We start from the raw sequence: 24554 nt of genomic DNA, 5'->3' as shown, positions 1-24554 counted from the left end.
GCCGGATGTGATCAGATTAGGCGACGCTTCGCGAAAATGAAGGACATCCGCGTAGCGATAAAACGGCCCGGAGTACGGCGCGAGGCCGTGCGGCCTGCCGGCTGAAGTGCATCGTCGCGCTCGCGCGACGGCCATAAAAAAAACCGGGCGTCCTTTCGGACGCCCGGTTTTCATCGAAACCCGCTTGCGCGATTCAGCTCAGCGCGGCAGTTCCGAATGCCCCATCAGGTACGCATCGACCGAACGTGCGCACTGGCGGCCTTCACGGATCGCCCACACCACGAGCGACTGGCCGCGGCGCATGTCGCCCGCCGCGAACACCTTGTCGACCGACGTGTAGTACGAGCGATCGCCTTCGGTCGCCGCACGCGCATTGCCGCGCGCGTCCTTCGCGACGCCGAACGCTTCGAGCACCGGCGCCGCCGGCTGCGTGAAGCCCATCGCGAGCAGCACGAGATCGGCCTTCATCTCGAACTCGGAACCCGGCACTTCCTGCATCTTGCCGTCCTTCCACTCGACGCGCACCGCGATCAGCTTCTCGACCTTGCCGTTCTTGCCTTCGAGACGCTTCGTCGCGACCGCCCAGTCGCGCTCGCAACCTTCCTCATGCGACGACGACGTGCGCAGCTTGATCGGCCAGTACGGCCACACGAGCGGCTTGTGTTCCTCTTCCGGCGGCTGCGGCAGCAGCTCGAACTGCGTGACGTGCTTCGCGCCGTGACGGTTCGACGTGCCGACGCAGTCCGAACCCGTATCGCCGCCGCCGATAACGATCACGTGCTTGCCCTTCGCGAGCAGCTGGTCGACGAGCTTGTCGCCCGCGTTCACGCGGTTCTGCTGCGGCAGGAAATCCATCGCGAAATGGACGCCCTCGAGCTCACGGCCCGGCACCGGCAAATCGCGCGGCGTTTCCGAACCGCCGGCGATCACGACCGCGTCGAATTCTTCCTTCAGCGTGTCCGGCGAAATGGTTTCCTTCGCGAGGCTGCCGATCGACTCGGGCAGCGGGTCCTTGCCGATGAACACGCTGGTGCGGAACGTCACGCCTTCCGCTTCCATCTGGCGCATGCGGCGGTCGATCAGCCACTTTTCGAGCTTGAAGTCGGGAATCCCGTAGCGCAGCAGGCCGCCCACGCGATCGTTCTTCTCGAACACCGTCACGTCGTGGCCCGCGCGCGCGAGCTGCTGCGCGGCGGCGAGGCCCGCGGGGCCCGAACCGACGACCGCGACCTTCTTGCCCGTCTTGTGCTCGGCCGGCAGCGGCTTCACCCAGCCTTCCGCCCAGGCCTTGTCGATGATCGCGTGCTCGATCGACTTGATGCCGACCGGATCGTCGTTGATCCCGAGCGTGCATGCAGCCTCGCACGGCGCCGGGCAGATGCGGCCCGTGAACTCCGGGAAGTTGTTGGTCGAGTGCAGGACTTCGATCGCCTGCTGCCAGTCCTGGCGGTAAACGAGATCGTTGAAGTCCGGGATGATGTTGTTGACCGGGCAGCCGTTGTTGCAGAACGGGATGCCGCAATCCATGCAGCGCGCGCCCTGGACCTTCGCGTCCGCGTCGGCCAGCGCCGCGACGAATTCCTTGTAGTGCTTCACGCGCGTGAGCGGTGCTTCGTACGCCTCGTGGCGGCGTTCGAACTCCAGAAAACCGGTTGCCTTGCCCATAAGGTGCTCTTCTGTTCGGTGTATCGGGTGGGGGAGCCGCGCGCGGCCATCATGCGCGCGCGGCATTCGCTATGTCGTTCGTCGCTCAGGCGGCCAGCACTTCCTTCGCCGCCTTCTTCGCACCGATCTCGCCCAGCGCGCGCTTGTATTCGTGCGGGAACACCTTCACGAACTGGCGGCGCGCGGCGTCCCAGTTTTCCAGCAGCGACTTCGCGCGCGGCGAACCCGTGAACTGGAAATGACGCTCGATGAGCCCCTTGAGCAGCGCTTCGTCCGTCGTGCCTGCATGCCAGAGCGCGCGGTCGACCGTGCGTTCCTGTTCGGCCTGCTGCAGCACCGGGTCGAGCGCGACCATCGACTTGTTGCACTTCGCCGCGAACGTGCCTTCCGGATCGTAGATGTACGCGAGGCCGCCCGACATGCCGGCCGCGAAGTTGCGCCCCGTCTCGCCGAGCACGACGACCGTGCCGCCCGTCATGTATTCGCAACCGTGGTCGCCCGTGCCTTCGACGACCGCCGTCGCGCCCGAGTTGCGCACGCAGAAGCGCTCGCCCGCGACGCCGCGGAAGAACGATTCGCCTTCGATCGCGCCGTACATCACCGTGTTGCCGCAGATGATGTTTTCTTCGGACTTGCCGCGGAAGTCGTTGGTCGGACGGATGATGATCCGGCCGCCCGACAGGCCCTTGCCGACGTAGTCGTTGCCGTCGCCGACGAGGTCGAGCGTCACGCCCTTCGCGAGGAACGCGCCGAAGCTCTGGCCGGCCGTGCCCTTCAGCTGGATGTGCACCGCGTCGTCGGCCAGGCCGTCGTGGCCGTGCTTCTTCGCGATCACGCCCGACAGCATCGCGCCGACCGTGCGGTTCACGTTGCGCACCGGCTGGATGAACGACACATGCTCGCCGTTCTCGATCGCGGCCTTCGCCTTCTCGATCAGCACGTGGTCGAGCGCGCGCTCGAGGCCGTGATCCTGCACGTCGACGTGACGCGGCGCGACGTCCTCGCATTCTTCCGGCTGGTAGAACACGCGCGAGAAGTCGAGGCCCTTCGCCTTCCAGTGCTCGACGCCCTTGCGCGTGTCGAGCAGGTCGGCGCGGCCGATCAGGTCGTCGAACTTCGCGATGCCGAGCTGCGCCATGATCTCGCGCACTTCCTCGGCGACGAAGAAGAAGTAGTTCACGACGTGCTCGGGCTGGCCCTTGAACTTCGCACGCAGCACCGGGTCCTGCGTCGCGACGCCGACCGGGCACGTGTTCAGGTGGCACTTGCGCATCATGATGCAGCCCTCGACGACGAGCGGCGCCGTCGCGAAGCCGAATTCGTCCGCGCCGAGCAGCGCGCCGATCACGACGTCGCGGCCCGTCTTCATCTGGCCGTCGGCCTGCACGCGGATACGGCCGCGCAGGCGGTTCAGCACGAGCGTCTGCTGCGTTTCGGCGAGGCCGAGTTCCCACGGCGTGCCCGCATGCTTGACCGACGACAGCGGCGATGCGCCCGTGCCGCCGTCATGGCCGGCGATCACGACGTGATCGGCCTTCGCCTTCGCCACGCCCGCTGCGACCGTGCCGACGCCCACTTCCGACACGAGCTTCACCGAGATGCTCGAGCTCGGGTTCACGTTCTTCAGGTCGTGGATCAGCTGCGCCAGATCCTCGATCGAGTAGATGTCGTGGTGCGGCGGCGGCGAGATCAGGCCGACGCCCGGCACCGAGTAACGCAGCTTGCCGATGTACTCGGACACCTTGTGGCCCGGCAGCTGGCCGCCTTCGCCCGGCTTCGCGCCCTGTGCCATCTTGATCTGGATCTGATCGGCCGACGCGAGGTACTCGGCGGTGACGCCGAAGCGGCCCGACGCGACCTGCTTGATCTTCGAGCGCAGCGAATCTCCGTCCTTCAGCTCGATGTCGCTGACGATTTCGTCGCCGATCACCGACTTCAGCGTCTCGCCGGCCTTGATCGGAATGCCGCGCAGTTCGTTGCGATAGCGCTTCTGGTCCTCGCCGCCTTCGCCGGTGTTCGACTTGCCGCCGATCCGGTTCATCGCGATCGCGAGCGTCGCGTGCGCTTCGGTGCTGATCGAACCGAGCGACATCGCGCCCGTCGCAAAGCGCTTGACGATGTCCTTCGCCGATTCGACGTCGTCGATCGGGATCGCCTTGGTCGGCTCCACCTTGAACTCGAACAGGCCGCGGAACGTCATGTGACGCTTGGTCTGGTCGTTGATCAGGTGCGCGTATTCCTTGTACGTCTGGTACGAGTTGCTGCGCGTCGCGTGCTGGAGCTTCGCGATCGAATCCGGCGTCCACATGTGGTCTTCGCCGCGCACGCGGTACGCGTACTCGCCGCCCGCGTCGAGCATGTCGCGCAGGACCGGGTTGTCGCCGAACGCGTCGCGGTGCAGGCGGATCGCCTCTTCCGCGACTTCGAACAGGCCGATGCCGCCGACCTTCGACGCCGTGCCCTTGAAGTACTTCTCGACGAGGTCGCTCGACAGGCCGAGCGCTTCGAAGATCTGCGCGCCCGTGTACGACATGTACGTCGAGATGCCCATCTTCGACATCACCTTCTGCAGGCCCTTGCCGACCGCCTTCGTGAAGTTGTAGACGGCCTTCTCCGGCGACAGGTCGCCCGGCAGGCCTTCGGCCATCTTCGCGAGCGTTTCCATCGCGAGGTACGGGTGCACGGCTTCCGCGCCGTAGCCCGCGAGCAGCGCGAAGTGGTGCGTTTCACGCGCAGAGCCCGTCTCGACGACGAGGCCCGTGCTCGTGCGCAGCCCTTGCTGGACGAGGTGCGTGTGGATCGCCGACGTGGCGAGCAGCGCCGGAATCGCGACGTGCTCGGCGTCCGTCTTGCGGTCCGACACGATCAGCATGTTGTAGCCCGACTTCACCGCGTCGACGGCTTCCGCGCACAGCGACGCGAGGCGCGCCTCGATGCCTTCCTTGCCCCACGCGACCGGGTAGCAGATGTTCAGTTCGTACGCGCTGAACTTGCCGCCCGTGTACTGGTCGATCGCGCGGATCTTCGCGATGTCCTTGAAGTCGAGCACCGGCTGCGACACTTCGAGACGCATCGGCGGGTTGATGTTGTTCGTGTCGAGCAGGTTCGGCTTCGGGCCGATGAACGACACGAGCGACATGACCATGTTCTCGCGGATCGGGTCGATCGGCGGGTTCGTGACCTGCGCGAACAGCTGCTTGAAGTAGTGATAGAGCGTCTTGTTCTTGTTCGACATCACCGCGAGCGGCGAGTCGTTGCCCATCGAACCGACAGCCTCTTCGCCCTGCTGCGCCATCGGCGCCATCAGGAACTTCAGGTCTTCCTGCGTGTAGCCGAACGCCTGCTGGCGGTCGAGCAGCGCGGCGCCCTGCGTGCGGCCGGCCGCGACTTCCTCGGCCTTCGGCTCGATTTCGTCGAGCTTGATGCGCACCGCGTCGATCCAGCTCTTGTACGGCTTCGCGTTCGCGAGGTTGTCCTTCAGTTCCTTGTCGTCGATGATGCGGCCGTGTTCCATGTCGATCAGGAACATCTTGCCCGGCTGCAGGCGCCACTTCTTGACGATCTTCGATTCGGGGATCGGCAGCGTGCCGGCTTCCGACGCCATGATGACGAGGTCGTCGTCGGTCACGATGTAGCGCGCCGGGCGCAGGCCGTTGCGGTCGAGCGTCGCGCCGATCTGGCGGCCGTCGGTGAACGCGATCGCGGCCGGGCCGTCCCACGGCTCCATCATCGCGGCGTGGTATTCGTAGAACGCGCGGCGGTTCTCGTCCATCAGCGTGTGCTGTTCCCACGCTTCCGGAATCATCATCATCACCGCGTGCACGAGCGGGTAGCCGGCCATCACCAGCAGCTCGAGACAGTTGTCGAACGATGCGGTATCCGACTGGCCCGGGTAGATCAGCGGCCACAGCTTCGGAAGATCATCGGCGAGCACGTGCGACGCGATCGCGCCGGTACGCGCGTTCAGCCAGTTCACGTTGCCCTTCACGGTGTTGATCTCGCCGTTGTGCGCGATCATCCGGTACGGGTGAGCCAGCTCCCACGCCGGGAACGTGTTGGTCGAGAAACGCTGGTGCACGAGCGCGAGCGCCGACACGACGCGCGCGTCCTGCAGGTCGCGGTAGTACACGCCGACCTGGCCCGCGAGCAGCAGCCCCTTGTAGACGATCGTGCGCGCCGACATCGACGGCACGAAGTATTCCTTGCCGTGCTTGAGCTTCAGCGCCTGGATGCGGTGGCTTGCCGTCTTGCGGATCACGTACAGCTTCCGCTCGAGCGCGTCCGTCACCATGATGTCCTTGCCGCGGCCGATGAAGATCTGGCGGATCAGCGGCTCGCTCGCCTTCACGGTCGGCGAAATCGGCATCGCATGGTCGACCGGCACGTCGCGCCAGCCGAGCACCACCTGGCCTTCGGCCTTCACCGTGCGCTCGAGCTCCTGCTCGCACGCGAGACGCGATGCGTTTTCCTTCGGCAGGAAGATCATCCCGACCCCATATTCGCCGGCGGGCGGCAGCATCACGCCCTGCTTCGACATTTCCTCGCGATAGAACGCGTCCGGGATCTGGATCAGGATGCCCGCGCCGTCGCCCATCAGCGGATCGGCGCCGACCGCGCCACGGTGATCGAGGTTCTCGAGGATCTTCAGACCCTGCTGGATGATCTCGTGGCTCTTCTTGCCCTTGATGTGAGCGACGAAGCCGACGCCACAGGCGTCGTGTTCGTTTTGCGGGTCATACAGACCTTGTGCGGCGGGCACCGCGGCGAGCGGCTGCTGGTGGTCGTTCATGGGGACACCGTCGTAAAGGGGGCCTGGAGGGCCGTTGAACCATTTTTTTGTTGCCGTCGATCCCGCTCCCGACGGGAGACGGCACGGCCGACAGTGGTGGGCATGCTTCGCCCGGGCCACCGGAATTCGGAATATACGCGACGAATCAAAGGAATAGCAACAAAAACCACTTGATCGAACCCCAATTAAACCAATGCTTCGATCTGGTGCCTTTTTATTGGGGACGTATCGATTTGGTGCAAAAAGAAGCGGCGCACGCAGCGCCGCCTCTTCGATCGCCGTTCCCGCGTTACTGCTGGATCGGCGGCGTATTCTCACGCACCTTTCTGGGGCGTCCGCGCGGCAGCGGCGACACGCGCCGGTTCGCGGTACGCGCCGCCCACTCGCGGTAATTCTCGCCGCCGAGCACCCAACCCTTGAGCGTCGCCTGCTGCAGCTGGTCGGCCTGCCGCTCGTCGAGCGGCTGCTCGCACAGCTCCTTGTACGCGCGCTGACGGTCGAACGGCGTATTGCCGAGCGCCCAGTAGAGCGGATGGTCGGTGATCAGGCTGTCGACGGTGAGCCCGACGTGATGCCGGTAGCTCGACCAGCGATAGGCCTCGGGCGTCGCGACGAGCTGCGAGCGCACCGGGCTCATCTCGACCACGCGGCTCGCGAGCAGGAAATAGCGCTCGCCTTCGATCACCGTCGCGCGATAGCGGCCTTCCCACAGGGTGCCGCGCCGCGAATAGCGCCGGTTGAAATGCGCGACGTAGCGGCGGCCGACGGCCTGCATCGCTTTCGGCAGGCTCGCCTCGTCGCTGGGCGTCACGAGGAGTTGCACCTGGCGCGGCAGCAGCACGTAGGCGTGCACCGACAGGTGATGATCGCGCGCGGCGGCCTTCAGACAATCGATGAAGAGTTCGTAGTCCTGGTCGTCGACGAACGCGGGTTGCTGATCCAGGCCGCGCAGTATCACGTGCTGCGGCTGGTCGGGAACGTAGAGTCGTGCTAACCGTGCCATGCTGAATGTCCGTTTGAACGCGTTAGGAAATACCCGGAGGTCCGAAAATGCGCACCTGCGTAGAATGCCTGTCCCCGCGGCGCGCGAAAGCGTACGGTCGTACGAAACCTAGGGAAACGCTGATCAATGAGCCTGTCGTCCGCATAACGGACGAGGCAGGTTGCAATTTTCAGATTGACGTAGGAATTTGACGACATGCGAGGTGAGTTTCGCTCGTATTCGGGCCTCACTTCCCGCGTTTTTCACACACATGACGGATTGCTCCCATGAGTCGACAACAGCTGATTTTTCGCGATCACCAGGTTCGCCAGCGCGAACAGACTGAACAGCTGTGCCGTGTTCCTGGCTAGACCCTTGTAGCGCACCTTGCGATGACGAAACAGGTTCTTCACGACATGAAACGGATGCTCGACCCGGGCGCGGATCTGCGCCTTGGTTCGCTCGACCGCGATCACGAGGTCCTTCAGCGGACCTTCCTGCATCGCCCTGATCTTTCCGCGCTTGAGCGCCACGTGCCACTTCACCGTCTTGCCCTTCATCTCCTCGCGCTTGTCCACGCCGGTGTAGCCCGCATCGCCAAACGCTTCCTGCTCATGACCGTGCAGCAGGGCGTGGGCCTGCGATACGTCCGGCTCGTTGGCCGCCGTGGTGACCACGCTATGCACCAGACCCGAGTCGGCGTCGACGCCGACATGGGCCTTCATGCCGAAATACCAGTCGTTGCCCTTCTTCGTCTGATGCATCTCCGGGTCACGGCTCTTCCCGGCGTTCTTCGTGGACGGCGCAGCCTCGAAGATCGTCGCATCCACCAGCGTGCCTTCCTTCATCATCAGCCCGCGCTCGCACAACTCGATGCCGATCTCGTCGAACAGCTTTCGCGTCAGTGCGTGCTCGACCAGCAGGCGCCGGAATTTCAACAGCGTGGTGGCGTCCGGCACGTTCTCGCGCGCCAGGTCGATGCCCGCGAAGGCGCGCATCGCGATGCTGTCGTAGAGCGCATCTTCAAGCCCTTCGTCCGACAACCCGTACCACTGCTGCAGCAAGTAGATCCGCAGCATCCGTTCCAGGCCAATCGGCGGCCGGCCACGCTCGCCCTTCGGGTAATACGGCCCGATCACCGACAGCAGCCGCGACCAAGGGACGACCTTCTCCATCTCGGCCAGAAAGCGTTGACGCTTGGTCACCCGCTTCTTGCCCGCACTTTCCGCTTCCGCAAAACCGATCTGCCGCTGCATCGTCGTGGGTCCGTTCCGTGAGCTTCTTTCTACAACGCCCTTGGCCTCGTCAGCGATGACCGCCAAGCCGAATTGATCAGTGTTTCCCTAGGGAGAAAACTCTAACTTACGAGCTTGTTTGGTTTTAAACGCAGTCGTCATAATGAGCACGCCTTTGATCGGAGGAGACACAATGAAACGAAAACTGGCCATTACGGGGGCCGCAGCGCTCGCATTCACGTTTGCGGGCGGTACGGCACATGCACAATCCGCAGGTGATTTCTACGTCAGCACCGGCTGGCTGCACCTTGCGCCGCAGGACAGCAGCGACCCGCTGTTCCTGTACGGCGTAGGCGGCACGCCCATCAACCAGTCGGTTCCCAACACCGGGGCCGGCATCAGCGATGCCGACACGCTCGCGCTGGCGACCGGTTACTTCGTGACCGACCACATCGCCACCGAGTTCATCGCCGGCATCCCGCCGAAGTTCGACATCACCGGCAAGGGCCAGTTCTCAAGTTTCGGCACGCTTGGCCGCGCGTACCAGTGGAGCCCCGCGCTCCTCCTGAAGTACTACTTCAACGACGCCAACGCGAAGTTCCGTCCGTATGTCGGCGTCGGCGCAACGTATATCTGGTTTACCGGCGCAAAGATCACGAACAGCGCGTTCGAGAACGGCGTGCTCGGCGGCCCGACCAGCGCGCAGACCAGCAACCAGTGGGCGCCCGTGTTCAACGCCGGCTTCACGTACAACTTCACGAAGCACTGGTTTGCCGGCTTCTCGATGTCGTACATCCCGGTCAGCGTGACGGCGACCTTCACGACGGCCCGCCGGACGCCGGTCGGCACGCTGACGGAAACGTCGAAGGCTCACATCTCGCTGAACCCGATCGTGACGTACCTGAACGTCGGTTACCGCTTCTAAGCGTAGTCGAATATTTGGGGAATGGTTAATCCTGCTGCAATTTGTAGCGGAATTTTCCTGACGTAACGTCTCCACGATGCAAAACGCCCCGGCGGATTCCCGCCGGGGCGTCGTTTTTTTGTCTCAGGGTCTTCCCGCATCCACCGTCGCGCGGGACCGGAATTTACGCGATGTCGTCCAGCGCGCCGGGGCCGATCAGGTCGATCCGGTCCGTGCAAACGGCATCGACGCCCCAGCGCACGAGTTCGCGCGCCCGGTCGAGATCGTTGACCGTGTACACCAGGATGCGCAGCCCGGCCGCCTTGATCGCGCGCACGAGCGGCTCGTCGAGCTGTTTGTGGTCTGCATGCAACGATACGCAATCGAGCGCGCCGACGACCTGCGCATGCCAGTCGTCCGGCACGGCCTCGTAGAGCATTCCACGCGGCAGCGCCGGCGCGGTCGCACGCGCCTGTTGCAGCGCCTCGAACGAGAACGACGACAGCAGCGGCGGGACGGCGGCATCGCGCCAGTACGCGGCCGCGTCGGCCGCCACGCGCTGCCCGGTCTCGCGCTCGCGACCCGGGCACGGCTTGATCTCGACGTTCGCGGCCAGGCCGTGCGCGATGCACCGTGCCGCCGCCGCCTCGAGCGTCGGCATCCGCTCGCCCGCGAAGCGCGCGTCGCGCCACGCGCCCGCGTCGAGCTCGGCCAGCGCCGCATAACGCATGCCCGCCGCCAGGCCCCGGCCGTTCGACGTCCGGTCGACCGTGTCGTCGTGCAGCAGGAACGTCACGTCGTCGGCCGACAGCTTCGCGTCGAACTCGACCATCCGGTGACCGCGTCGCGCGCCCTCGTCGAGCGCGGCGAGCGTGTTCTCCGGCGCGAGCGTGCCGCCGCCGCGATGGGCGACGACGCGCGGATAAGGCCAGTCGGTGCGGGTTGTCATCGTCGGTCTCCCGGCAAGTGCAGCAGGTTCAGCCGGCACGCTTGCCGGTCTCGGGATCGAAGAAATGCAGCCGGTGCGCGGGCAGCGCGGCCGCCAGCGCCGTGCCGCGCGCGGGACGATCCGCGTGCGGCAGGCGCACCGCGACGTCGTGACTGCCCCAGCGGCCGTGCGCGAGATTATCCGCGCCGAGCAGCTCGCACGAATCGACGGGCAGCGTCGCCTGCGCAACGCCCGGCTGCGGCGTCATGTGTTCCGGACGCACGCCGAGCACCCAGTCGCGGCCGGTGGCGATCGCCGTGCCGATGCCCGGCGCACCGGCGACCGGCAGCGCGGGGCCGCCGCCCGCGACCGTGAAGGTCGCGCCGTCTTCCGACAGCCGGCCGTTCATCAGGTTCATCGCGGGCGAGCCGATGAAGCCCGCGACGAACACCGTCGCCGGCTTCTCGTACACGTCGACCGGCGCGCCGATCTGCTCCGCGTAGCCGCGGTTCATCACGATCACGCGCTGCGCGAGCGTCATCGCCTCGATCTGGTCGTGCGTCACGTAGACGCTCGTCGTCGCGAGCCGTGCATGCAGCCGCTGGATCTCCAGCCGCATCTGCACACGCAGTTTCGCGTCGAGGTTCGACAACGGCTCGTCGAACAGGAACACCGACGGCTCGCGCACGATCGCGCGCCCCATCGCGACACGCTGCCGCTGGCCGCCCGACAACTCGCGCGGCCGCCGTGCGAGCAGCGGCTCGAGCTCGAGGATCTTCGCGGCCGCGGCCACCCGCGAATCGATCGTCGCGCGCTCGATCCCGCGGATCTTCAGCCCGTACCCCATGTTCTGCGCGACCGTCATGTGCGGATACAGCGCATAGTTCTGGAACACCATCGCGATGTCGCGATCCTTCGGCTCCAGCGTGTTGACGACCCGCTCGCCGATCGCGATCTCGCCGTCCGTCACGGACTCGAGCCCCGCGATCATCCGCAGCAGCGTCGACTTGCCGCAGCCCGACGGGCCGACCAGCACGATGAATTCGCCGTCGGCGATCTCCACGTCGATGCCATGCAGCACGTGCTGCTTGCCGTCGTAGGATTTCCTGACGCCCTTCAAGCTCAGCGCAGCCATACTTGGTCTTTCTCCCGGTTGCCGTCCGTCATTTATTTCTCGGAATCGACGAGGCCGCGCACGAACCAGCGCTGCATCGCCAGCACGACGACGAGCGGCGGAATCATCGCCAGCAGCGTCGCCGCCATCACGTATTGCCATTCGGTCGCGGCGTCGCCGCTCGCGATCATCGTCTTGATGCCCACCACCGCCGTCGACAGCGATGCCTCCGTCGTGATCAGGATCGGCCACAGATACTGGTTCCAGCCGTAGATGAACGTGATCACGAACAGCGACGCGATGCTCGTCTTCGACAGCGGCAGCACGACGTCCCAGAAGAAGCGCAGCGGCCCCGCGCCGTCGATGCGCGCGGCATCCATCAGCTCGTCGGGCAGCGTCATGAAGAACTGCCGGAACAGGAAGGTCGCGGTCGCCGACGCGATCAGCGGCAGCGAGAGCCCCGCGTAGGTATTCGTCAGGTGCAGCGTCGACACGACCTGCACGGTCGGGAAGATCCGCACCTCGACCGGCAGCATCAGCGTGATGAAGATCAGCCAGAACGCCGTGTTGCGGAACGGGAAGCGGAAATAGACGATCGCGTACGCCGACAGGATCGACATCGCGATCTTGCCGACCGCGATGCCGAGCGCCATCACGAAGCTGTTGACGAGCAGGCGGCCGAACGGCGCCGTCGTGCCGCCGCTGCCGTGCCCCCAGATGTACGCGACGTTCTCGAACAGGTGCGTGCTCGGCACGAGCGACAGCGGCACCGTGAACACTTCCTGCGCGTTCATCGTCGCCGCGCAGAACGCGACGTAGACGGGGAACACGATCAGCACGACGCCCGCGATCAGCACCGCGTGGCAGAACAGGTCGAAGCCCTTGCGATTTTCGATCATGCGTATTGCACCCTGCGTTCGACGAAGCGGAACTGGATCACCGTGAGCCCGACGACGATGATCATCAGCACGACCGACTGCGCGCCCGAGCTGCCGATGTCGAGCCCCTGGAAGCCCTCCGCGAAGATCTTGTAGATCAGCGTCTTGGTGCTCTGCGCCGGGCCGCCGCCGGTGGCCGCGTCGATCACCGGGAAGGTGTCGAAGAACGCGTAGACGAGGTTCACGACCAGCAGGAAGAAACTCGTCGGCGACAGCAGCGGCAGTACGATGTTGAAGAAGCGCCGCACCGGCCCCGCGCCGTCGATCGACGCCGCCTCGATCAGCGAGCGCGGGATCGCCTGCAGGCCCGCATAGAAGAACAGGAAGTTGTAACTCACCTGCTTCCACACCGACGCGAGCACGACGAGGAACATCGCCTGCCCGCCATTCAGCGCGTGGTTCCACACGATGCCGCCCTTCGCGAGCGCATACGTGATCAGGCCGATGCTCGGGTTGAACAGGAACGCCCACAGCACGGCCGCGATCGTCGGCGCGACCGCGTACGGCCAGATCAGCAGCGTGCGGTACGTGCGCGCGCCGCGGATCACGCGGTCGGCGCACGCGGCGAGCAACAGCGACACGACGAGCCCGCTCACCGTGACGAGCGAGCTGAACACGAGCGTCGTGCGGAACGAATCGAGATACAGCGGATCGGCGAACAGGTGCGTGAAGTTCGCGAAGCCGACGAATTCGCTCGACGTGCCGAACGCGTCCTGCATCTGCGTCGACTGCCACAGCGCGACGCCGGCAGGCCACAGGAAGAACACGGCGGTGATCGCGAGCTGCGGCGCGATCAGCAGGTACGGCAGCAGGCTCGTGCCGAAACGGGAACGGGATTGCATCGCGGATATCCGGTCAGGCGAAACGGAAAGGAAACCGCGCCGCCGGACGGCGCGCGCGCATGCGCGGCGCCGCCGGCGGCACGAACGCGATGCGTGTTCAGCCGCCCGACTTCTCGAAGCGGCGCAGCAGCTCGTCACCGCGCGAGGCCGCCGAATCGAGCGCGTCCTTCGGCGACTTCTTCTGCGCCCAGACCTGCTCGAACTCCTCGTCGACGATCGTACGGATCTGCGGCATGTTGCCCAGGCGCAGCCCCTTCGTGTACGGCAGCGGCGGCTTGTTCAGCATCTGCTTGATCGCGGTTTCGGCGCTCGGGTTCTTCGCGTAGAAGCCCTGCTGGCGCGTGAGGTCGTACGCGGCGGTCGTGACCGGCAGGTAGCCGGTGTCCTGGTGCCACTTCGCGGCGACGGCCGGCGAGGCGAGATACGCGAGGAATTTCGCGACGCCCTTGTAGGTCGCCGGATCCTTGCCGGCCAGCACCCACAGGCTCGCGCCGCCGATGATCGCGTTCTGCGGCGCGCCCTTCACGTTCGCGTCGTACGGCATCATCCCCGTGCCGTAGCTGAATTTCGCGAACTTCTGCACGTTCGCGAGCGCGCCCGACGACGTCGTCATGATCCCGCAGTCGCCGCTGTAGAACTTCGCCGACGCTTCATCCTTGCGGCCCGCGTACGTGAACGTGCCGTCCTTCGCCATCTGCTGCAGGAACGTGACATGCGCGATCTGCTGCGGCTTGTTGAATTCGAGCACGGCGTCGGTGCCGTCGAAGCCGTTGTTGCGGCTCGCGAACGGCAGCCCGTGCCAGGCGCTGTAGTTTTCGAGCTGGATCCAGCCCTGCCAGCCGGTCGTGAAGCCGCACGCCATGCCCGACTTGCGCAGCTTCTCGGCATCGGCCTTCACGTCGGCCCACGTCTTCGGCGGCTGGTTCGGGTCGAGCCCGGCCTTCTTGAACGCATCCTTGTTGTAGTACAGCACCGGCGTCGAGCTGTTGAACGGCATCGACACGAGATGGCCCGTCTTCGCGTCGCTGTAGTAGCTCGAGATGGTCGGCACGAACGCCTTTTCGTCGAGCGGCACGCCGGCCTGCTTGAACACGTCGTAGACGGGTACGACGGCCTTCTTCGCCTGCATCATCGTGGCCGTGCCGACTTCATAGACCTGGAGGATCGCCGGCGCGTTGCCGCTGCGATAGGCGGCGATGCCGGCCGCGAGCGCCTGGTCGTACGTGCCCTTGAAGACCGGCACGATCTTGTAGTCGCTCTGCGACGCGTTGAACTGGTCGGCGATCGTGTTGACCCGCTCGCCGAGCGCGGCCTCCATCGCATGCCAGAACTGGATCTCCGTCGCGGCGAGCGCCGCGTGCTGCACACCGAACATCAGCGCGCCGCCCAGCGCGATCGAACGAACCACGGTCCCCGCAGGCTTCTTCTTCATCGACCTCTCTCCCATGAAAACGTTACCAACAGCGTGTGCAACATTCCCGTCGCCATTGAACCGGCGAAGTCTAGTGATCGTTTGTGACAGTCAGTTGTCGTTGATGACGAACAGGCGCTGATATTCCTTCAGCGCGAAGCGGTCGGTCATGCCGGCGATGTAGTGCGCGACGAGACGCGGCTGCTGCGCCGCGTCGTCCGACTGGTACGGCGGCGGCAGCAGGCGCGGATCGTCGATGAACGCGTCGAACAGGCCGGTGACGACGCGCTGCGCCTTGCTCGCCATGCGCATCACCTTGTAGTGGCGATACAGGTTCTTGAAGAGGAAACGCTTGAGGGCGGCCGCCTGCGCGGCGACCGTTTCGCTGTGCGACACGAGCGGCGGCGCGGCACGCACATCGTCGAGCGACGCGGGTGCGACGCGCGCGAGATTGCGCATCGTCTCGTCGATCAGGTCGACGATCAGCGTGTTGATGATGCGGCGCACCGTCTCGTGCACAAGGCGGCGGCCTTCGAGGTGCGGGAATTCAGCGAGCGCCGCTTCGTAGTGGCGCTGCCACAGCTCGACTTCCGCAAGCTGCTCGATCGTGATCAGGCCGGAACGCAGCCCGTCGTCGACATCGTGGTTGTTGTAGGCGATCTCGTCCGCGATGTTCGCGAGCTGCGCTTCGAGCGACGGCTGGCGGCCCTGCAGGAAGCGCTCGCCGAGCGCGCCGAGCTTGCGCGCGTTCTCGCGCGAACAGTGCTTGAGAATGCCTTCGCGCGTCTCGAAGCACAGGTTCAGCCCGTTGAACGCGCCGTAGTGCTCCTCGAGCTCGTCGACGACCGCGAGGCTCTGCAGGTTGTGCTCGAAACCGCCGTGCTCGCGCATGCAGGCATTCAGCGCGTCCTGCCCGGCATGGCCGAACGGCGTATGGCCGAGATCGTGCGCGAGCGAGATCGCTTCGACGAGATCCTCGTTCAGGCGCAGGTTGCGCGCGACCGAGCGCGCGATCTGCGCGACTTCGAGGCTGTGCGTAAGGCGCGTGCGGAACAGGTCGCCTTCATGATTGACGAAGACCTGCGTCTTGTATTCGAGCCGGCGAAATGCGGTCGAATGGACGATGCGGTCGCGGTCGCGCTGGAATTCGGTGCGCGCCGCCGGCGGCGTTTCCGGATAGCGGCGGCCGCGCGACTGCAACGCATGTGCGGCATACGGAGCGAGATGGGCTTCCAGCGCCGCCAGCGTCGGCGGCTCGGCCACCGGCGCGGCTGATGCGCGGTTGGCCTCGGGCAGTGTGCTGCTGGATGTCTCGCTCACGTCTCCTCCATGTCAGGGGCGCCGGGGCATCCGGGCCGCCGTTAGCGGGCCGTCGTCTGCGCCAGTGTAGCGAACACGGCTTCGTCCGGCGCCTGTGTGATCAGCGTATCGCCGAATCGCTTCAGCAGGATGAACTTGATCGCACCTGCCTCGGCCTTCTTGTCGACGCGCATCAGGTCCATGTAGCGTGCATCGCCGAGCGCAGGCGCGCGGGTCGGCAGATGTGCGGCCGCGATCACCGCGTCGAGGCGTTGCCGCGATGCTTCGTCGAGCAGGCCGAGCCGCACCGACAGGTCGCCGGCCATCACCATCCCGCAACCGACCGCCTCGCCGTGCAACCACTCGCCGTAGCCGAGCCCGGCCTCGATCGCGTGGCCGAACGTGTGACCGAAGTTCAGGATTGCGCGCAGACCGCCTTCGCGTTCGTCGGCCGCGACCACGCTCGCCTTGATCTCGCACGAACGCTTCACGGCGTGCGCGAGCGCAGCCGGCTCGCGGCGGTTCAGCGCGCCGACGTTCGCCTCGATCCAGTCGAAGAATTCCGCATCGGCGATCGCGCCGGTCTTGATGACCTCGGCGATGCCGGCCGCCAGTTCGCGCTCGGGCAGCGTCGTCAGCGCGCCGATGTCCGCGATCACGGCCTGCGGCTGGTAGAACGCGCCGATCATGTTCTTGCCGAGCGGGTGGTTGATGCCCGTCTTGCCGCCGACCGACGAATCGACCTGCGACAGCAGGGTCGTCGGTACCTGGATGAACGGCACGCCGCGCATGTAGCACGCGGCGGCGAAGCCCGTCATGTCACCGACCACGCCGCCGCCGAGCGCGACGAGCGTCGTCTTGCGATCGGCACGCCCGGTGAGCAGGCCGTCGAAGATCAGGTTCAGCGTTTCCCAGTTCTTGTAGGCTTCGCCGTCCGGCAGCACGACCGTCGACACGTGCTTGCCGAGCGGCGCGAGCGCCGCGCGCAGCGCGTCGCCATAGAGCGGATCGACCGTCGTGTTCGTGACGATCGTGACGGACGAACCCAAGATGTGAGGCGCGAACAGCTCGGCGCGGCCGATCAGGCCGGCGCCAATGTGAATCGGATAGGCGCGGTCGCCCAGATCGACGTTGACAGTAATCATGCTTGTAGCGGCTTGGCGATGACGCCCGCCAGTTCGAGTTGCATCAGCACCATGTTGACGAGACCGTTGACCGACGGACGGCCGGTCTCGATGACGAAATCCGCGCATTCGCGGTACAGCGGGTCGCGCACTTCGTACAGCGCTTCGAGACGCCCCTTCGGGTCTTCGGTCTGCAGCAGCGGGCGGTTCTTGTCCTTGCGCGTGCGCAGCCACAGATCGTGCGGATTGGCGCGCAGGTAGATGACGATGCCGCTGCTTTTCAGGCAGTCGCGATTTTCCGGGCGCAGCACCGCGCCGCCGCCCGTCGCGAGCACGATGTTCTCGCGCTGCGTGAGATCGGCGATCACCTGCGTTTCGCGATCGCGAAACCCGGCCTCGCCTTCCAGTTCGAAGATCACCGGAATGCGCGCGCCCGTGCGGGCCTCGATTTCGTGGTCGGAGTCGAAGAACGTCCTGTCGAGACGACGCGCGACCGCACGGCCCACGGTGGTCTTACCCGCTCCCATAAGGCCGACGAAAAATACGTTTGCATGTGGGTCCCGCGCTTGCAACGGCTTCCTCTGCTTCAATCTTGCTGGTGTGGCGCAGCTTACTGGCAAAGCGGCTGCCTTGTCGAGCCTGCGCCGGCGGCTTCCGGCCCCGTTTTGTCGACATCCGCGTCGCCCGCGCCGAGCGCATCGCAGCGCGCATCGACGACGGTCGGCGTGATGAAGACGACCAGTTCGTTACGCTGGTCGCGCTGCGCGCGGTGCCGGAAAAGCGCGCCCAGAAACGGTATTTTGCCCAAGAGCGGCACGCGCGTCACATCGTTCCGGCTCAACTGCTCGTAGATCCCGCCAATTGCGACCGTCCCGCCGTTCTCGACCTCGACGCGCGTCTGCACGTGCTTCGTATGGATCGCGGGCCCGGCGGCCGTCGGCTCGCCGACGCTGTCCTTCGTCACGTCCAGGTCGAGCACCACCCGCCCGTCCGGCGTGATCTGCAGCTCGACCTCGAGCTTGAGCGTCGCGCGGCGAAACTGCACGCCGCTCACGCCGTTGCCGACCTTGGCCTGGTAAGGCAGTTCCGAACCCTGTTCGACGATCGCCTTGACGCGATCGGCAGTCACCACGCGCGGCCGCGAAACGATCTGGCCCCGCCCTTGCGCCTCGAGCGCGCTCAGTTCGACGTCGAGTACGCGGCTGAGCGGCGCGGCGAACAGCGTGAAGCCGGCGGTCGCCGCCTCGAAGCCGCCGAGCGGCCGCGCGGCGAGGTCGAGCGCGTTGCGCGCGTCGGTGGTGAATGTAGCGCTCTCACCCGACGGCGGCCGCCCCTGCGCACGCAGCGCGACGCGTGCGCCGAGATTGCGCGAGAAGCCCTGTTCGCCTTCGACGATGCGGGCCTCGATCCGGACCTGCCGCGACGGGCGGTCGATCGCGTCGATCAGACCCGCGATCTGCACGAGGCGCGGCGCAAGATCGGTCACGAACAGCAGGTTCATGCGCGGGTCGGCCGCCGCGGCGCCGCGTTTCGACAGCAGGCGCTGGCCGGTCGCGCCGGCCAGCAGCCGCTGGACGTCCTGCGCGCGCGGATAGTGCAGCGTGAACGTGCGGCTCTCGAGCGGCTCCAGATCGGCGGCCCGCGCATGCATTTCGAAACGCTCGCGTTCGCGCGCGGCCAGTTCGGCCGCCGGCGTGACCCGGATCACGTTGCCGCGCCGCGACATCGCGAGCCCGTGCGTGTCGAGCAGCGTATCGAATGCATCGCGCCAGCGGACATTGTTCAGACGTAATGTGACGGTGCCGCGTACCTGCTCACCGACAACGATATTGAGCCCCGTGAACCGCGCGAACGCGTCGAACGCAGCCGCGAGCCCGACGCCCTGCAGATTCAGCGAGATCCGCCGCGCGTCGTCCGCGTCGCCGGGTTGCCGCGCCGCATCGCTCATCCGCGCCGGCGGCGCCAACGGGATCGGCGGCCCTTCCAGCCCGGGTGCCGGTGCAGCGGCTTGCGCCTGAAGCGCCGCGCGCGCCGCCTGATCGAACGGCGGCGGGCCGGCCTCCGCCGATACGGTGTTGCCGGCGTCGTCGGCCATGCGCGGCGGCAGCGGCAGGCCTGGCACCTGTGCATCCATCGACGCGGCAGGCCAGACGGCCGGCAGCGGCGGCAATGACGCGCTGGCGCCGGCCGCCGTCAATCCGGCCCAGACGGCAAGTGCCCGGCATCCGTACTTCGATCGGCGCTTCATCATGGCCGCCCTCCGCCGTCCAGGACGAGCCGGTGCGCCCCGTCCACCGTCGCGAGCGTCACGGCCGCCGGCTCGATACGCACGACGCGCGCGGCCCCGACCGCTTCCCCCGGCGCCACGGCCGTGAACGCGCCGTCGCCGTCGTCGAACAGCGCGAGACCCGCACGCGCATCGCGAATCGTGCCGGCCAGGCGGGCCGCCTGATCATCCGCTGCGGACAGGCCTGCCCCATCGAACGGATCCGCGCCGGGCGCAGCAACCGGCACCGTGTCGGCCATCGCGGTTGCGGCCGGCAGGGCCGGAAACACGTCGACAGACATCTCCACCCGCGCCGCCGGCACGCCCTGCTCGATGCGCAGCGCCGACGGCACTGCCAGCACCGGGAAGCGCGCCAGCCCGCCGATCATCCGCAACAGCGCGCGAAAGTCGCCACTCGCAACGATGCGCACCGTGCGCCGGCCGTCCGGTGCCGCATCGTCGGCGCGCTGCGGTTCGATCGATACGCGATGCAGCCCGCTCGACGCGGCAAGATCGGCCAGCTCCAGCATCAGCGCGGCCCATTCCGGCGCACGCGGCACGCGATCGTCGCGCGCCGGCGCCGGCGCCGGCGCCGGATGCGCATCGCGCCGTGGCCGAGCGGCGGCGAGCAAGCGTTGCGCGTCGGCCGCACGTACCTGCGCCGCCGCCAGCAATGCGCGACCGTGCGCGAGCCCGCTCCAGTCGGCGGCATTCGCCAGATGAATGCCGCCCGCCAGCACGGCCGCGAACGCCAGCATGCAGCCGGCGGCATGTGCAGCCGCAGGCGACACGCGCCGCCTGCCGCCCGGCCGCGCGTGGCCGCGCGACGCGGATCGATGCGTGATCGCCGTCATGCGTCACCTCCCGATGCGTTGCGCGACGGCATCGCGTCGCGCCAGTGCAACTGGACCGAGAACCGGAACGGCATCCCGGCCGTGGTGACGGGCCCATCGGACGCGGGCTTCAACGCATTCATGTCGAACCGCCAGTCACGCTGCTCGCGAGCCATCCCGGCGAGCCAGCGTGCAGCCGCCCGGTAACCGGTGGCGCGCGCCTCGAGCACGGCGCCGGTCGACGTCATGCGTAGCGCGTCGAGCCGGACGCTGTCGTCGCGCGCCCGGGTCAATGCCGCCAGCAGCCCTGCGACACGCCGATAAGGCGCGGCAAGCACGGCAGCCCGCGCGTCGCGCTGCGTGACGGCGGCGGCTGCATTGGCGGCGCGCGTCGCGGCATCCACCTGTGGCTGCAACTGCTGCAGCCGCGTCTCGACGCTTGCGCGCTCGGCGTCCGCCCGCCAACGCGACCACGTGGCTGCGCCCGTCCACAGGCCGGCGCCGAGCACACCGAGCAGGATCGCGGTACCGCACTGTACGGCTCGGCGACGTCGCAACGCCTGCGCCAGCCGCTCGCGGTACGGCAGCAGGTTGAAGCCGCCGAGCCCGGCTCGATCGACCGGCACCGCCCACGACAGGCTTGCCGGCATGCGATCGGCCCTCATTCCCACACCCCGCGCAACGCCAGCCCGAACGCGACGGCGAATGCCGGGCCGCCCTGCATGCCGTCTGGCGAACACGGCTGCCCGCTCCAGCCCATGCAATCGAACGGCACGGCAACCGCGCCGAGCAGGTCGCCGATATCGGCGACGGACGTACCGAAGCGGGCAATGCACCGCTCATCCCCGGCCACGAGGACACAACGCACGGCCCCGAGCGCACACCGGCGCAATGCATCGGAGAACGCCCCCCGGCACGTCGCCCGACAGCGCAAGCACCGGTGCGGCCACCGGTCCGTCGATTCGCCAGCCGTGCACGCCCGAGTCGCCGAACCAGAGCGCCGCGTACGCGCCCTGCGCGTCGAGTTCGAACTGCGCGGCGTAGCGCAACGCACGCAACGCGGCGGCCGACTCACCGTCGACGGCCGCCAGGTCGACACCGGCCTGGGCGGCCACGTCGATCCGCCGCTCGAGCAGCGCCAGCGGCGCCACGGCAACCGCGATCTCGCCGGACTCGGCGCCGCCGTCCTGCCGCCAATCGAACGCAAGGCTGTCCGGCGCGAGCCCAGAGATGCGCTCGGCCGCCTGCCGCGCAGCGTCCGCGACGTCGTCACGCCCGGCCAGATCAAGCGTCGCGGTGCGCATCTCGTCATCATGCAACGCCATCACGCCGCGCGCCTCGCACCGCACATCCGCCGCCGACAGCCGCGACACGGCCGCCGCGAGCCCGCGCGCGACCGCCGCCCAGCGCGCGTCTTCCGGCCCGCCCGCCAGCCCGACCGGCTCCCGCTCGAGCCCTTCGATGCGCACCTCCGCGACACGACCGCGCCGGCTCAGCACGACCACCCTCACCTCGTCCGCACCGACGTCGATTCCCGTCGACCGGTGCCTGCCCTGCGCAAACCGCGCCACCCACCGTCCCGCCATCCCAGCCTCCCGCGATCGTCGCGACCCATGTCGCGTTTCCGAGGCTTGATTCTGCAAAGCGGCGCGCGCCGCCGACAGTCGGCCAAACGGCCAGCAACGGCTCGCGGCGGCCGCGCGCGGGCTATGCTGGAGGCACATCAGCCTGCGGCTTTCCGACGGGCGTCCCTCGCGTCAGGACCGGTCTTACCGGGCAGCTATAATCGCGGGACTGTTTTCCGGTATGCCTATGCAATCCACGACTCCTACGTCCCCGCCTCCTGCCCCGGAGCCGAAAAAGCGGCCCTGGTGGCAAAAAGTCCTGCTCGGCTTCGCCGCGATGTGCGTGGCCCTCGTCGTGGCCGGCGGCCTCGTGCTCGGCTACGCACTCGTTGTCGCGTGGCCGAACATGCCGTCGCTCGATGCGCTGACCGACTATCGCCCGAAGGTGCCGCTGCGCATCTACACGTCCGATCACGTGCTGATCGGCGAATTCGGCGAGGAGCGACGCGACGTCGTCCATTTCAAGGACGTGCCCGACTCGCTCAAGAAGGCGATCCTCGCGATCGAGGACGCGCGCTTCTACGATCACGGCGGCGTCGACCTCACCGGCATCGTCCGCGCCGGCTTCGTCGCGCTGACGAACGGCCACGCGTCGCAGGGCGCGAGCACGATCACGATGCAGGTCGCGCGCAACTTCTTCCTGTCGAGCGAAAAGACCTACACGCGCAAGATCTACGAGATGCTGCTCGCGTACCGGATCGAGCGCGCGCTGACGAAGGATCAGATTCTCGAGGTCTACATGAATCAGATCTATCTCGGCCAGCGCGCGTACGGCTTCGCGAGCGCCGCGCGGGTCTATTTCGGCAAGGACCTGAAGGACATCACGCTCGCGGAAGCGGCGATGCTCGCGGGGCTGCCGAAGGCGCCGTCCGCGTATAACCCGGTCGTCAATCCGAAGCGCGCGAAGGTGCGCCAGGAATACATCCTGCAGCGGATGCTCGAGCTGAACTTCATCACGCGCGAGCAGTACGACGAAGCCGTCGCGCAGCCGCTCGTCGTCAAGGGCCCGGGCCGAGATTTCAGCGTGCACGCCGAGTACGTCGCCGAAATGGTCCGACAAATGATGTACGCGCAGTACCGCGAGGAAACCTACACGCGCGGCTTCAACGTCGTCACGACGATCGATTCCGCCGACCAGCAGGTCGCGTACACCGCGCTGCGCAAGGGCATCATGGATTACGAGCGCCGGCACGGCTATCGCGGGCCGGAAGGCTTCATCGAGCTGCCGGCCGGCGCCGACGACCGCGAACAGGCGATCGACGATGCGCTGCTCGAGCACCCCGACAACGGCGAGCTGATCGCCGCGGTCGTCACCGCCGCGAGCCCTCGCCAGATCACGGTCGCGTTCATCGACGGCAGCAATGCGACGATCGACGGCGACAACCTGCGGTTCGCGTCGGGCGCGCTGGCGGCCAATGCGCAGCCGAACCGCCGCATCCGCCCCGGCGCGATCGTCCGCGTCGTGAAGAACGACGCCGGCAAGTGGTCGATCACGCAGTTGCCGCAAGTCGAAGGCGCGTTCCTGTCGATCGTCCCGCAGGACGGCGCGATCCGCTCGCTCGTCGGCGGCTTCGACTACAACAAGAACAAGTTCAACCACGTCACGCAGGCGTGGCGGCAGCCGGGTTCGTCGTTCAAGCCGTTCATCTACTCGGCGTCGCTCGACAAGGGCCTTGGGCCCGCAACCGTGATCAACGACGGCCCGCTGTATTTCAGCGCCGCCGAAACGGGCGGCCAGCCGTGGGAGCCGAAGAACTATGGCGGCGGCTTCGAAGGCCCGATGTCGATGCGCACCGCGCTGCAGCGCTCGCGCAACCTCGTGTCGATCCGGATCCTGAACCACATCGGCACGAAGTACGCGCAGCAGTACATCACCCGCTTCGGCTTCGACGCCGAACGTCATCCGGCCTACCTGCCGATGGCGCTCGGCGCGGGCCAGGTCACGCCGCTGCAGATGGCCGGCGCGTATTCGGTATTCGCGAACGGCGGCTACCGCGTCAATCCGTACCTGATCGCCGAAGTCACCGACCCGAATGGCGCGATCGTCGCGCGCGCGCAGCCGCTCGTCGCCGAGCAGAATGCGCCGCGTGCGATCGACGCGCGCAACGCATACGTGATGAACAGCCTGCTGCAGAGCGTCGCGCAGCGCGGCACGGGCGCGCGGACCAACGTGCTGAAGCGCACCGACCTCGCGGGCAAGACCGGCACGACGAACGACTCGCACGACGCGTGGTTCGCCGGCTACCAGCACACGCTCGCCGCGATCGCGTGGATCGGCTACGACAATCCGCGCAGCCTCGGCGATCGCGAAACCGGTGGCGGCCTGTCGCTGCCGGTCTGGATCGACTACATGGGCGCGGCGCTGAAGGGCGTGCCCGAGTTCAAGCCGACGGTGCCGGACGGCGTCGAATCGCTCGGCGGCGAGTTGTACTTCGCCGACTTCACGCCGGGGCACGGCTTCGTGTCGACGGTCGGCGTGCCGCAGGCGCCGGCCGCGCAGAACGTCGACGAGGCGGTGCCGCATGTCGACGAGCAGGAAAAGCAGGACATCATGAACCTGTTCCGCGGCCACTGACACGCAGCCCGGAGATGAAAAAAG

17 protein-coding genes and 1 pseudogene are annotated in these 24554 nt (G+C 67.0%); 2 read left to right on the top strand and 16 right to left on the bottom strand.

The genetic code is table 11. The features are described from left to right. Positions 1-198 precede the first annotated feature (198 nt). From BBJ41_RS11745 to BBJ41_RS11730, 4 genes are all read right to left on the bottom strand, one after another. Entirely contained in the window at positions 199-1665 is a 1467-nt protein-coding gene (locus BBJ41_RS11745; RefSeq protein ID WP_069746541.1) for a glutamate synthase subunit beta, read from the bottom strand. A gap of 85 nt (positions 1666-1750) precedes the next feature. Next, on the bottom strand, positions 1751-6454 hold the full coding sequence (locus BBJ41_RS11740) for a glutamate synthase-related protein (RefSeq protein ID WP_069746540.1): 4704 nt from the start codon (positions 6452-6454) through the stop codon (positions 1751-1753). Between the two features lie 289 nt (positions 6455-6743). Continuing rightward, positions 6744-7457 carry a transposase gene (locus BBJ41_RS11735; RefSeq protein ID WP_027783329.1) on the bottom strand — a complete coding sequence of 238 codons (714 nt, stop codon included), beginning with the start codon at positions 7455-7457 and terminating at the stop codon, positions 6744-6746. 242 nt (positions 7458-7699) lie between these two features. Further along, the gene (locus tag BBJ41_RS11730) at positions 7700-8692 is read right to left on the bottom strand and encodes an IS5-like element ISBmu23 family transposase (RefSeq protein WP_007182917.1); all 993 of its coding nucleotides are present in this window, start codon (positions 8690-8692) and stop codon (positions 7700-7702) included. A 172-nt stretch (positions 8693-8864) separates the two neighbouring features. On the opposite strand from BBJ41_RS11730, the gene BBJ41_RS11725 reads away from it, so the two are divergent. Continuing rightward, positions 8865-9596: an OmpW/AlkL family protein gene (locus BBJ41_RS11725; protein ID WP_059232590.1), complete on the top strand. Its 732-nt coding sequence runs from the start codon at positions 8865-8867 to the stop codon at positions 9594-9596. Between the two features lie 163 nt (positions 9597-9759). Here the strand turns inward: BBJ41_RS11725 and ugpQ are convergent, their stop codons facing one another. The 12 genes and pseudogenes from ugpQ to BBJ41_RS11665 all read right to left on the bottom strand — a co-directional run bounded on the left by ugpQ (position 9760) and on the right by BBJ41_RS11665 (position 21916). Then, positions 9760-10524: a glycerophosphodiester phosphodiesterase gene (gene ugpQ / locus BBJ41_RS11720; RefSeq protein ID WP_069746539.1), complete on the bottom strand. Its 765-nt coding sequence runs from the start codon at positions 10522-10524 to the stop codon at positions 9760-9762. Positions 10525-10552: 28 nt separating this feature from the next. After that, on the bottom strand, positions 10553-11638 hold the full coding sequence (locus tag BBJ41_RS11715) for a sn-glycerol-3-phosphate import ATP-binding protein UgpC (RefSeq protein WP_069746538.1): 1086 nt from the start codon (positions 11636-11638) through the stop codon (positions 10553-10555). Positions 11639-11670: 32 nt separating this feature from the next. Beyond that, on the bottom strand, positions 11671-12516 hold the full coding sequence (gene ugpE, locus BBJ41_RS11710; RefSeq protein ID WP_069746537.1) for a sn-glycerol-3-phosphate ABC transporter permease UgpE: 846 nt from the start codon (positions 12514-12516) through the stop codon (positions 11671-11673). After that, the gene (gene ugpA, locus BBJ41_RS11705) at positions 12513-13397 is read right to left on the bottom strand and encodes a sn-glycerol-3-phosphate ABC transporter permease UgpA (RefSeq protein ID WP_069746536.1); all 885 of its coding nucleotides are present in this window, start codon (positions 13395-13397) and stop codon (positions 12513-12515) included. Before ugpA ends, ugpE begins: the two co-directional genes overlap by 4 nt. Positions 13398-13494: 97 nt before the next feature. Then, positions 13495-14829 carry a sn-glycerol-3-phosphate ABC transporter substrate-binding protein UgpB gene (ugpB, locus tag BBJ41_RS11700; RefSeq protein ID WP_069746535.1) on the bottom strand — a complete coding sequence of 445 codons (1335 nt, stop codon included), beginning with the start codon at positions 14827-14829 and terminating at the stop codon, positions 13495-13497. A 90-nt stretch (positions 14830-14919) separates the two neighbouring features. Next, on the bottom strand, positions 14920-16128 hold the full coding sequence (locus tag BBJ41_RS11695; RefSeq protein WP_069746534.1) for a deoxyguanosinetriphosphate triphosphohydrolase: 1209 nt from the start codon (positions 16126-16128) through the stop codon (positions 14920-14922). A gap of 41 nt (positions 16129-16169) precedes the next feature. After that, positions 16170-17252, bottom strand: a complete 1083-nt coding sequence (gene aroB / locus BBJ41_RS11690) for a 3-dehydroquinate synthase (RefSeq protein ID WP_069746533.1) — start codon at positions 17250-17252, stop codon at positions 16170-16172. Next, the gene (locus BBJ41_RS11685) at positions 17249-17803 is read right to left on the bottom strand and encodes a shikimate kinase (protein ID WP_069746532.1); all 555 of its coding nucleotides are present in this window, start codon (positions 17801-17803) and stop codon (positions 17249-17251) included. The genes aroB and BBJ41_RS11685 overlap by 4 nt, the downstream gene beginning before the upstream one ends. Before the next feature lie 38 nt (positions 17804-17841). Beyond that, the gene (locus tag BBJ41_RS11680) at positions 17842-19479 is read right to left on the bottom strand and encodes a type IV pilus secretin PilQ (protein WP_069747669.1); all 1638 of its coding nucleotides are present in this window, start codon (positions 19477-19479) and stop codon (positions 17842-17844) included. Next, entirely contained in the window at positions 19479-20351 is an 873-nt protein-coding gene (locus BBJ41_RS11675) for a pilus assembly protein (RefSeq protein WP_069746531.1), read from the bottom strand. The genes BBJ41_RS11680 and BBJ41_RS11675 overlap by 1 nt, the downstream gene beginning before the upstream one ends. Further along, the gene (locus BBJ41_RS11670) at positions 20348-20995 is read right to left on the bottom strand and encodes a fimbrial protein (protein ID WP_069746530.1); all 648 of its coding nucleotides are present in this window, start codon (positions 20993-20995) and stop codon (positions 20348-20350) included. The genes BBJ41_RS11675 and BBJ41_RS11670 overlap by 4 nt, the downstream gene beginning before the upstream one ends. Next, a pseudogene (locus BBJ41_RS11665) lies at positions 20992-21916 on the bottom strand (competence protein ComA). The gene BBJ41_RS11670 and the pseudogene BBJ41_RS11665 overlap by 4 nt, the downstream one beginning before the upstream one ends. A gap of 226 nt (positions 21917-22142) precedes the next feature. Here BBJ41_RS11665 and BBJ41_RS11660 point away from each other — a divergent pair. Further along, complete coding sequence (locus tag BBJ41_RS11660; RefSeq protein ID WP_156814770.1) at positions 22143-24530, top strand: penicillin-binding protein 1A; 2388 nt, start codon at positions 22143-22145, stop codon at positions 24528-24530. The last annotated feature ends 24 nt before the right edge of the window (positions 24531-24554 follow it).

The organism is Burkholderia stabilis (genome assembly GCF_001742165.1).
Lineage (GTDB): Bacteria > Pseudomonadota > Gammaproteobacteria > Burkholderiales > Burkholderiaceae > Burkholderia > Burkholderia stabilis.
The sequence above is the reverse complement of the archived record's forward strand: the minus strand, read 5'-3'. Positions and strand labels throughout refer to the sequence as shown.

Bases quoted from the DNA above. Each gene is read 5' to 3' on its own strand.
- BBJ41_RS11745 (WP_069746541.1), bottom strand. From the start codon at position 1,665: ATGGGCAAGGCAACCGGTTTTCTGGAGTTCGAACGCCGCCACGAGGCG.
- BBJ41_RS11740 (WP_069746540.1), bottom strand. From the start codon at position 6,454: ATGAACGACCACCAGCAGCCGCTCGCCGCGGTGCCCGCCGCACAAGGT.
- BBJ41_RS11735 (WP_027783329.1), bottom strand. From the start codon at position 7,457: ATGGCACGGTTAGCACGACTCTACGTTCCCGACCAGCCGCAGCACGTG.
- BBJ41_RS11730 (WP_007182917.1), bottom strand. From the start codon at position 8,692: ATGCAGCGGCAGATCGGTTTTGCGGAAGCGGAAAGTGCGGGCAAGAAG.
- BBJ41_RS11725 (WP_059232590.1), top strand. From the start codon at position 8,865: ATGAAACGAAAACTGGCCATTACGGGGGCCGCAGCGCTCGCATTCACG.
- ugpQ (WP_069746539.1), bottom strand. From the start codon at position 10,524: ATGACAACCCGCACCGACTGGCCTTATCCGCGCGTCGTCGCCCATCGC.
- BBJ41_RS11715 (WP_069746538.1), bottom strand. From the start codon at position 11,638: ATGGCTGCGCTGAGCTTGAAGGGCGTCAGGAAATCCTACGACGGCAAG.
- ugpE (WP_069746537.1), bottom strand. From the start codon at position 12,516: ATGATCGAAAATCGCAAGGGCTTCGACCTGTTCTGCCACGCGGTGCTG.
- ugpA (WP_069746536.1), bottom strand. From the start codon at position 13,397: ATGCAATCCCGTTCCCGTTTCGGCACGAGCCTGCTGCCGTACCTGCTG.
- ugpB (WP_069746535.1), bottom strand. From the start codon at position 14,829: ATGAAGAAGAAGCCTGCGGGGACCGTGGTTCGTTCGATCGCGCTGGGC.
- aroB (WP_069746533.1), bottom strand. From the start codon at position 17,252: ATGATTACTGTCAACGTCGATCTGGGCGACCGCGCCTATCCGATTCAC.
- BBJ41_RS11680 (WP_069747669.1), bottom strand. From the start codon at position 19,479: ATGAAGCGCCGATCGAAGTACGGATGCCGGGCACTTGCCGTCTGGGCC.
- BBJ41_RS11675 (WP_069746531.1), bottom strand. From the start codon at position 20,351: ATGACGGCGATCACGCATCGATCCGCGTCGCGCGGCCACGCGCGGCCG.
- BBJ41_RS11670 (WP_069746530.1), bottom strand. From the start codon at position 20,995: ATGAGGGCCGATCGCATGCCGGCAAGCCTGTCGTGGGCGGTGCCGGTC.
- BBJ41_RS11660 (WP_156814770.1), top strand. From the start codon at position 22,143: ATGCAATCCACGACTCCTACGTCCCCGCCTCCTGCCCCGGAGCCGAAA.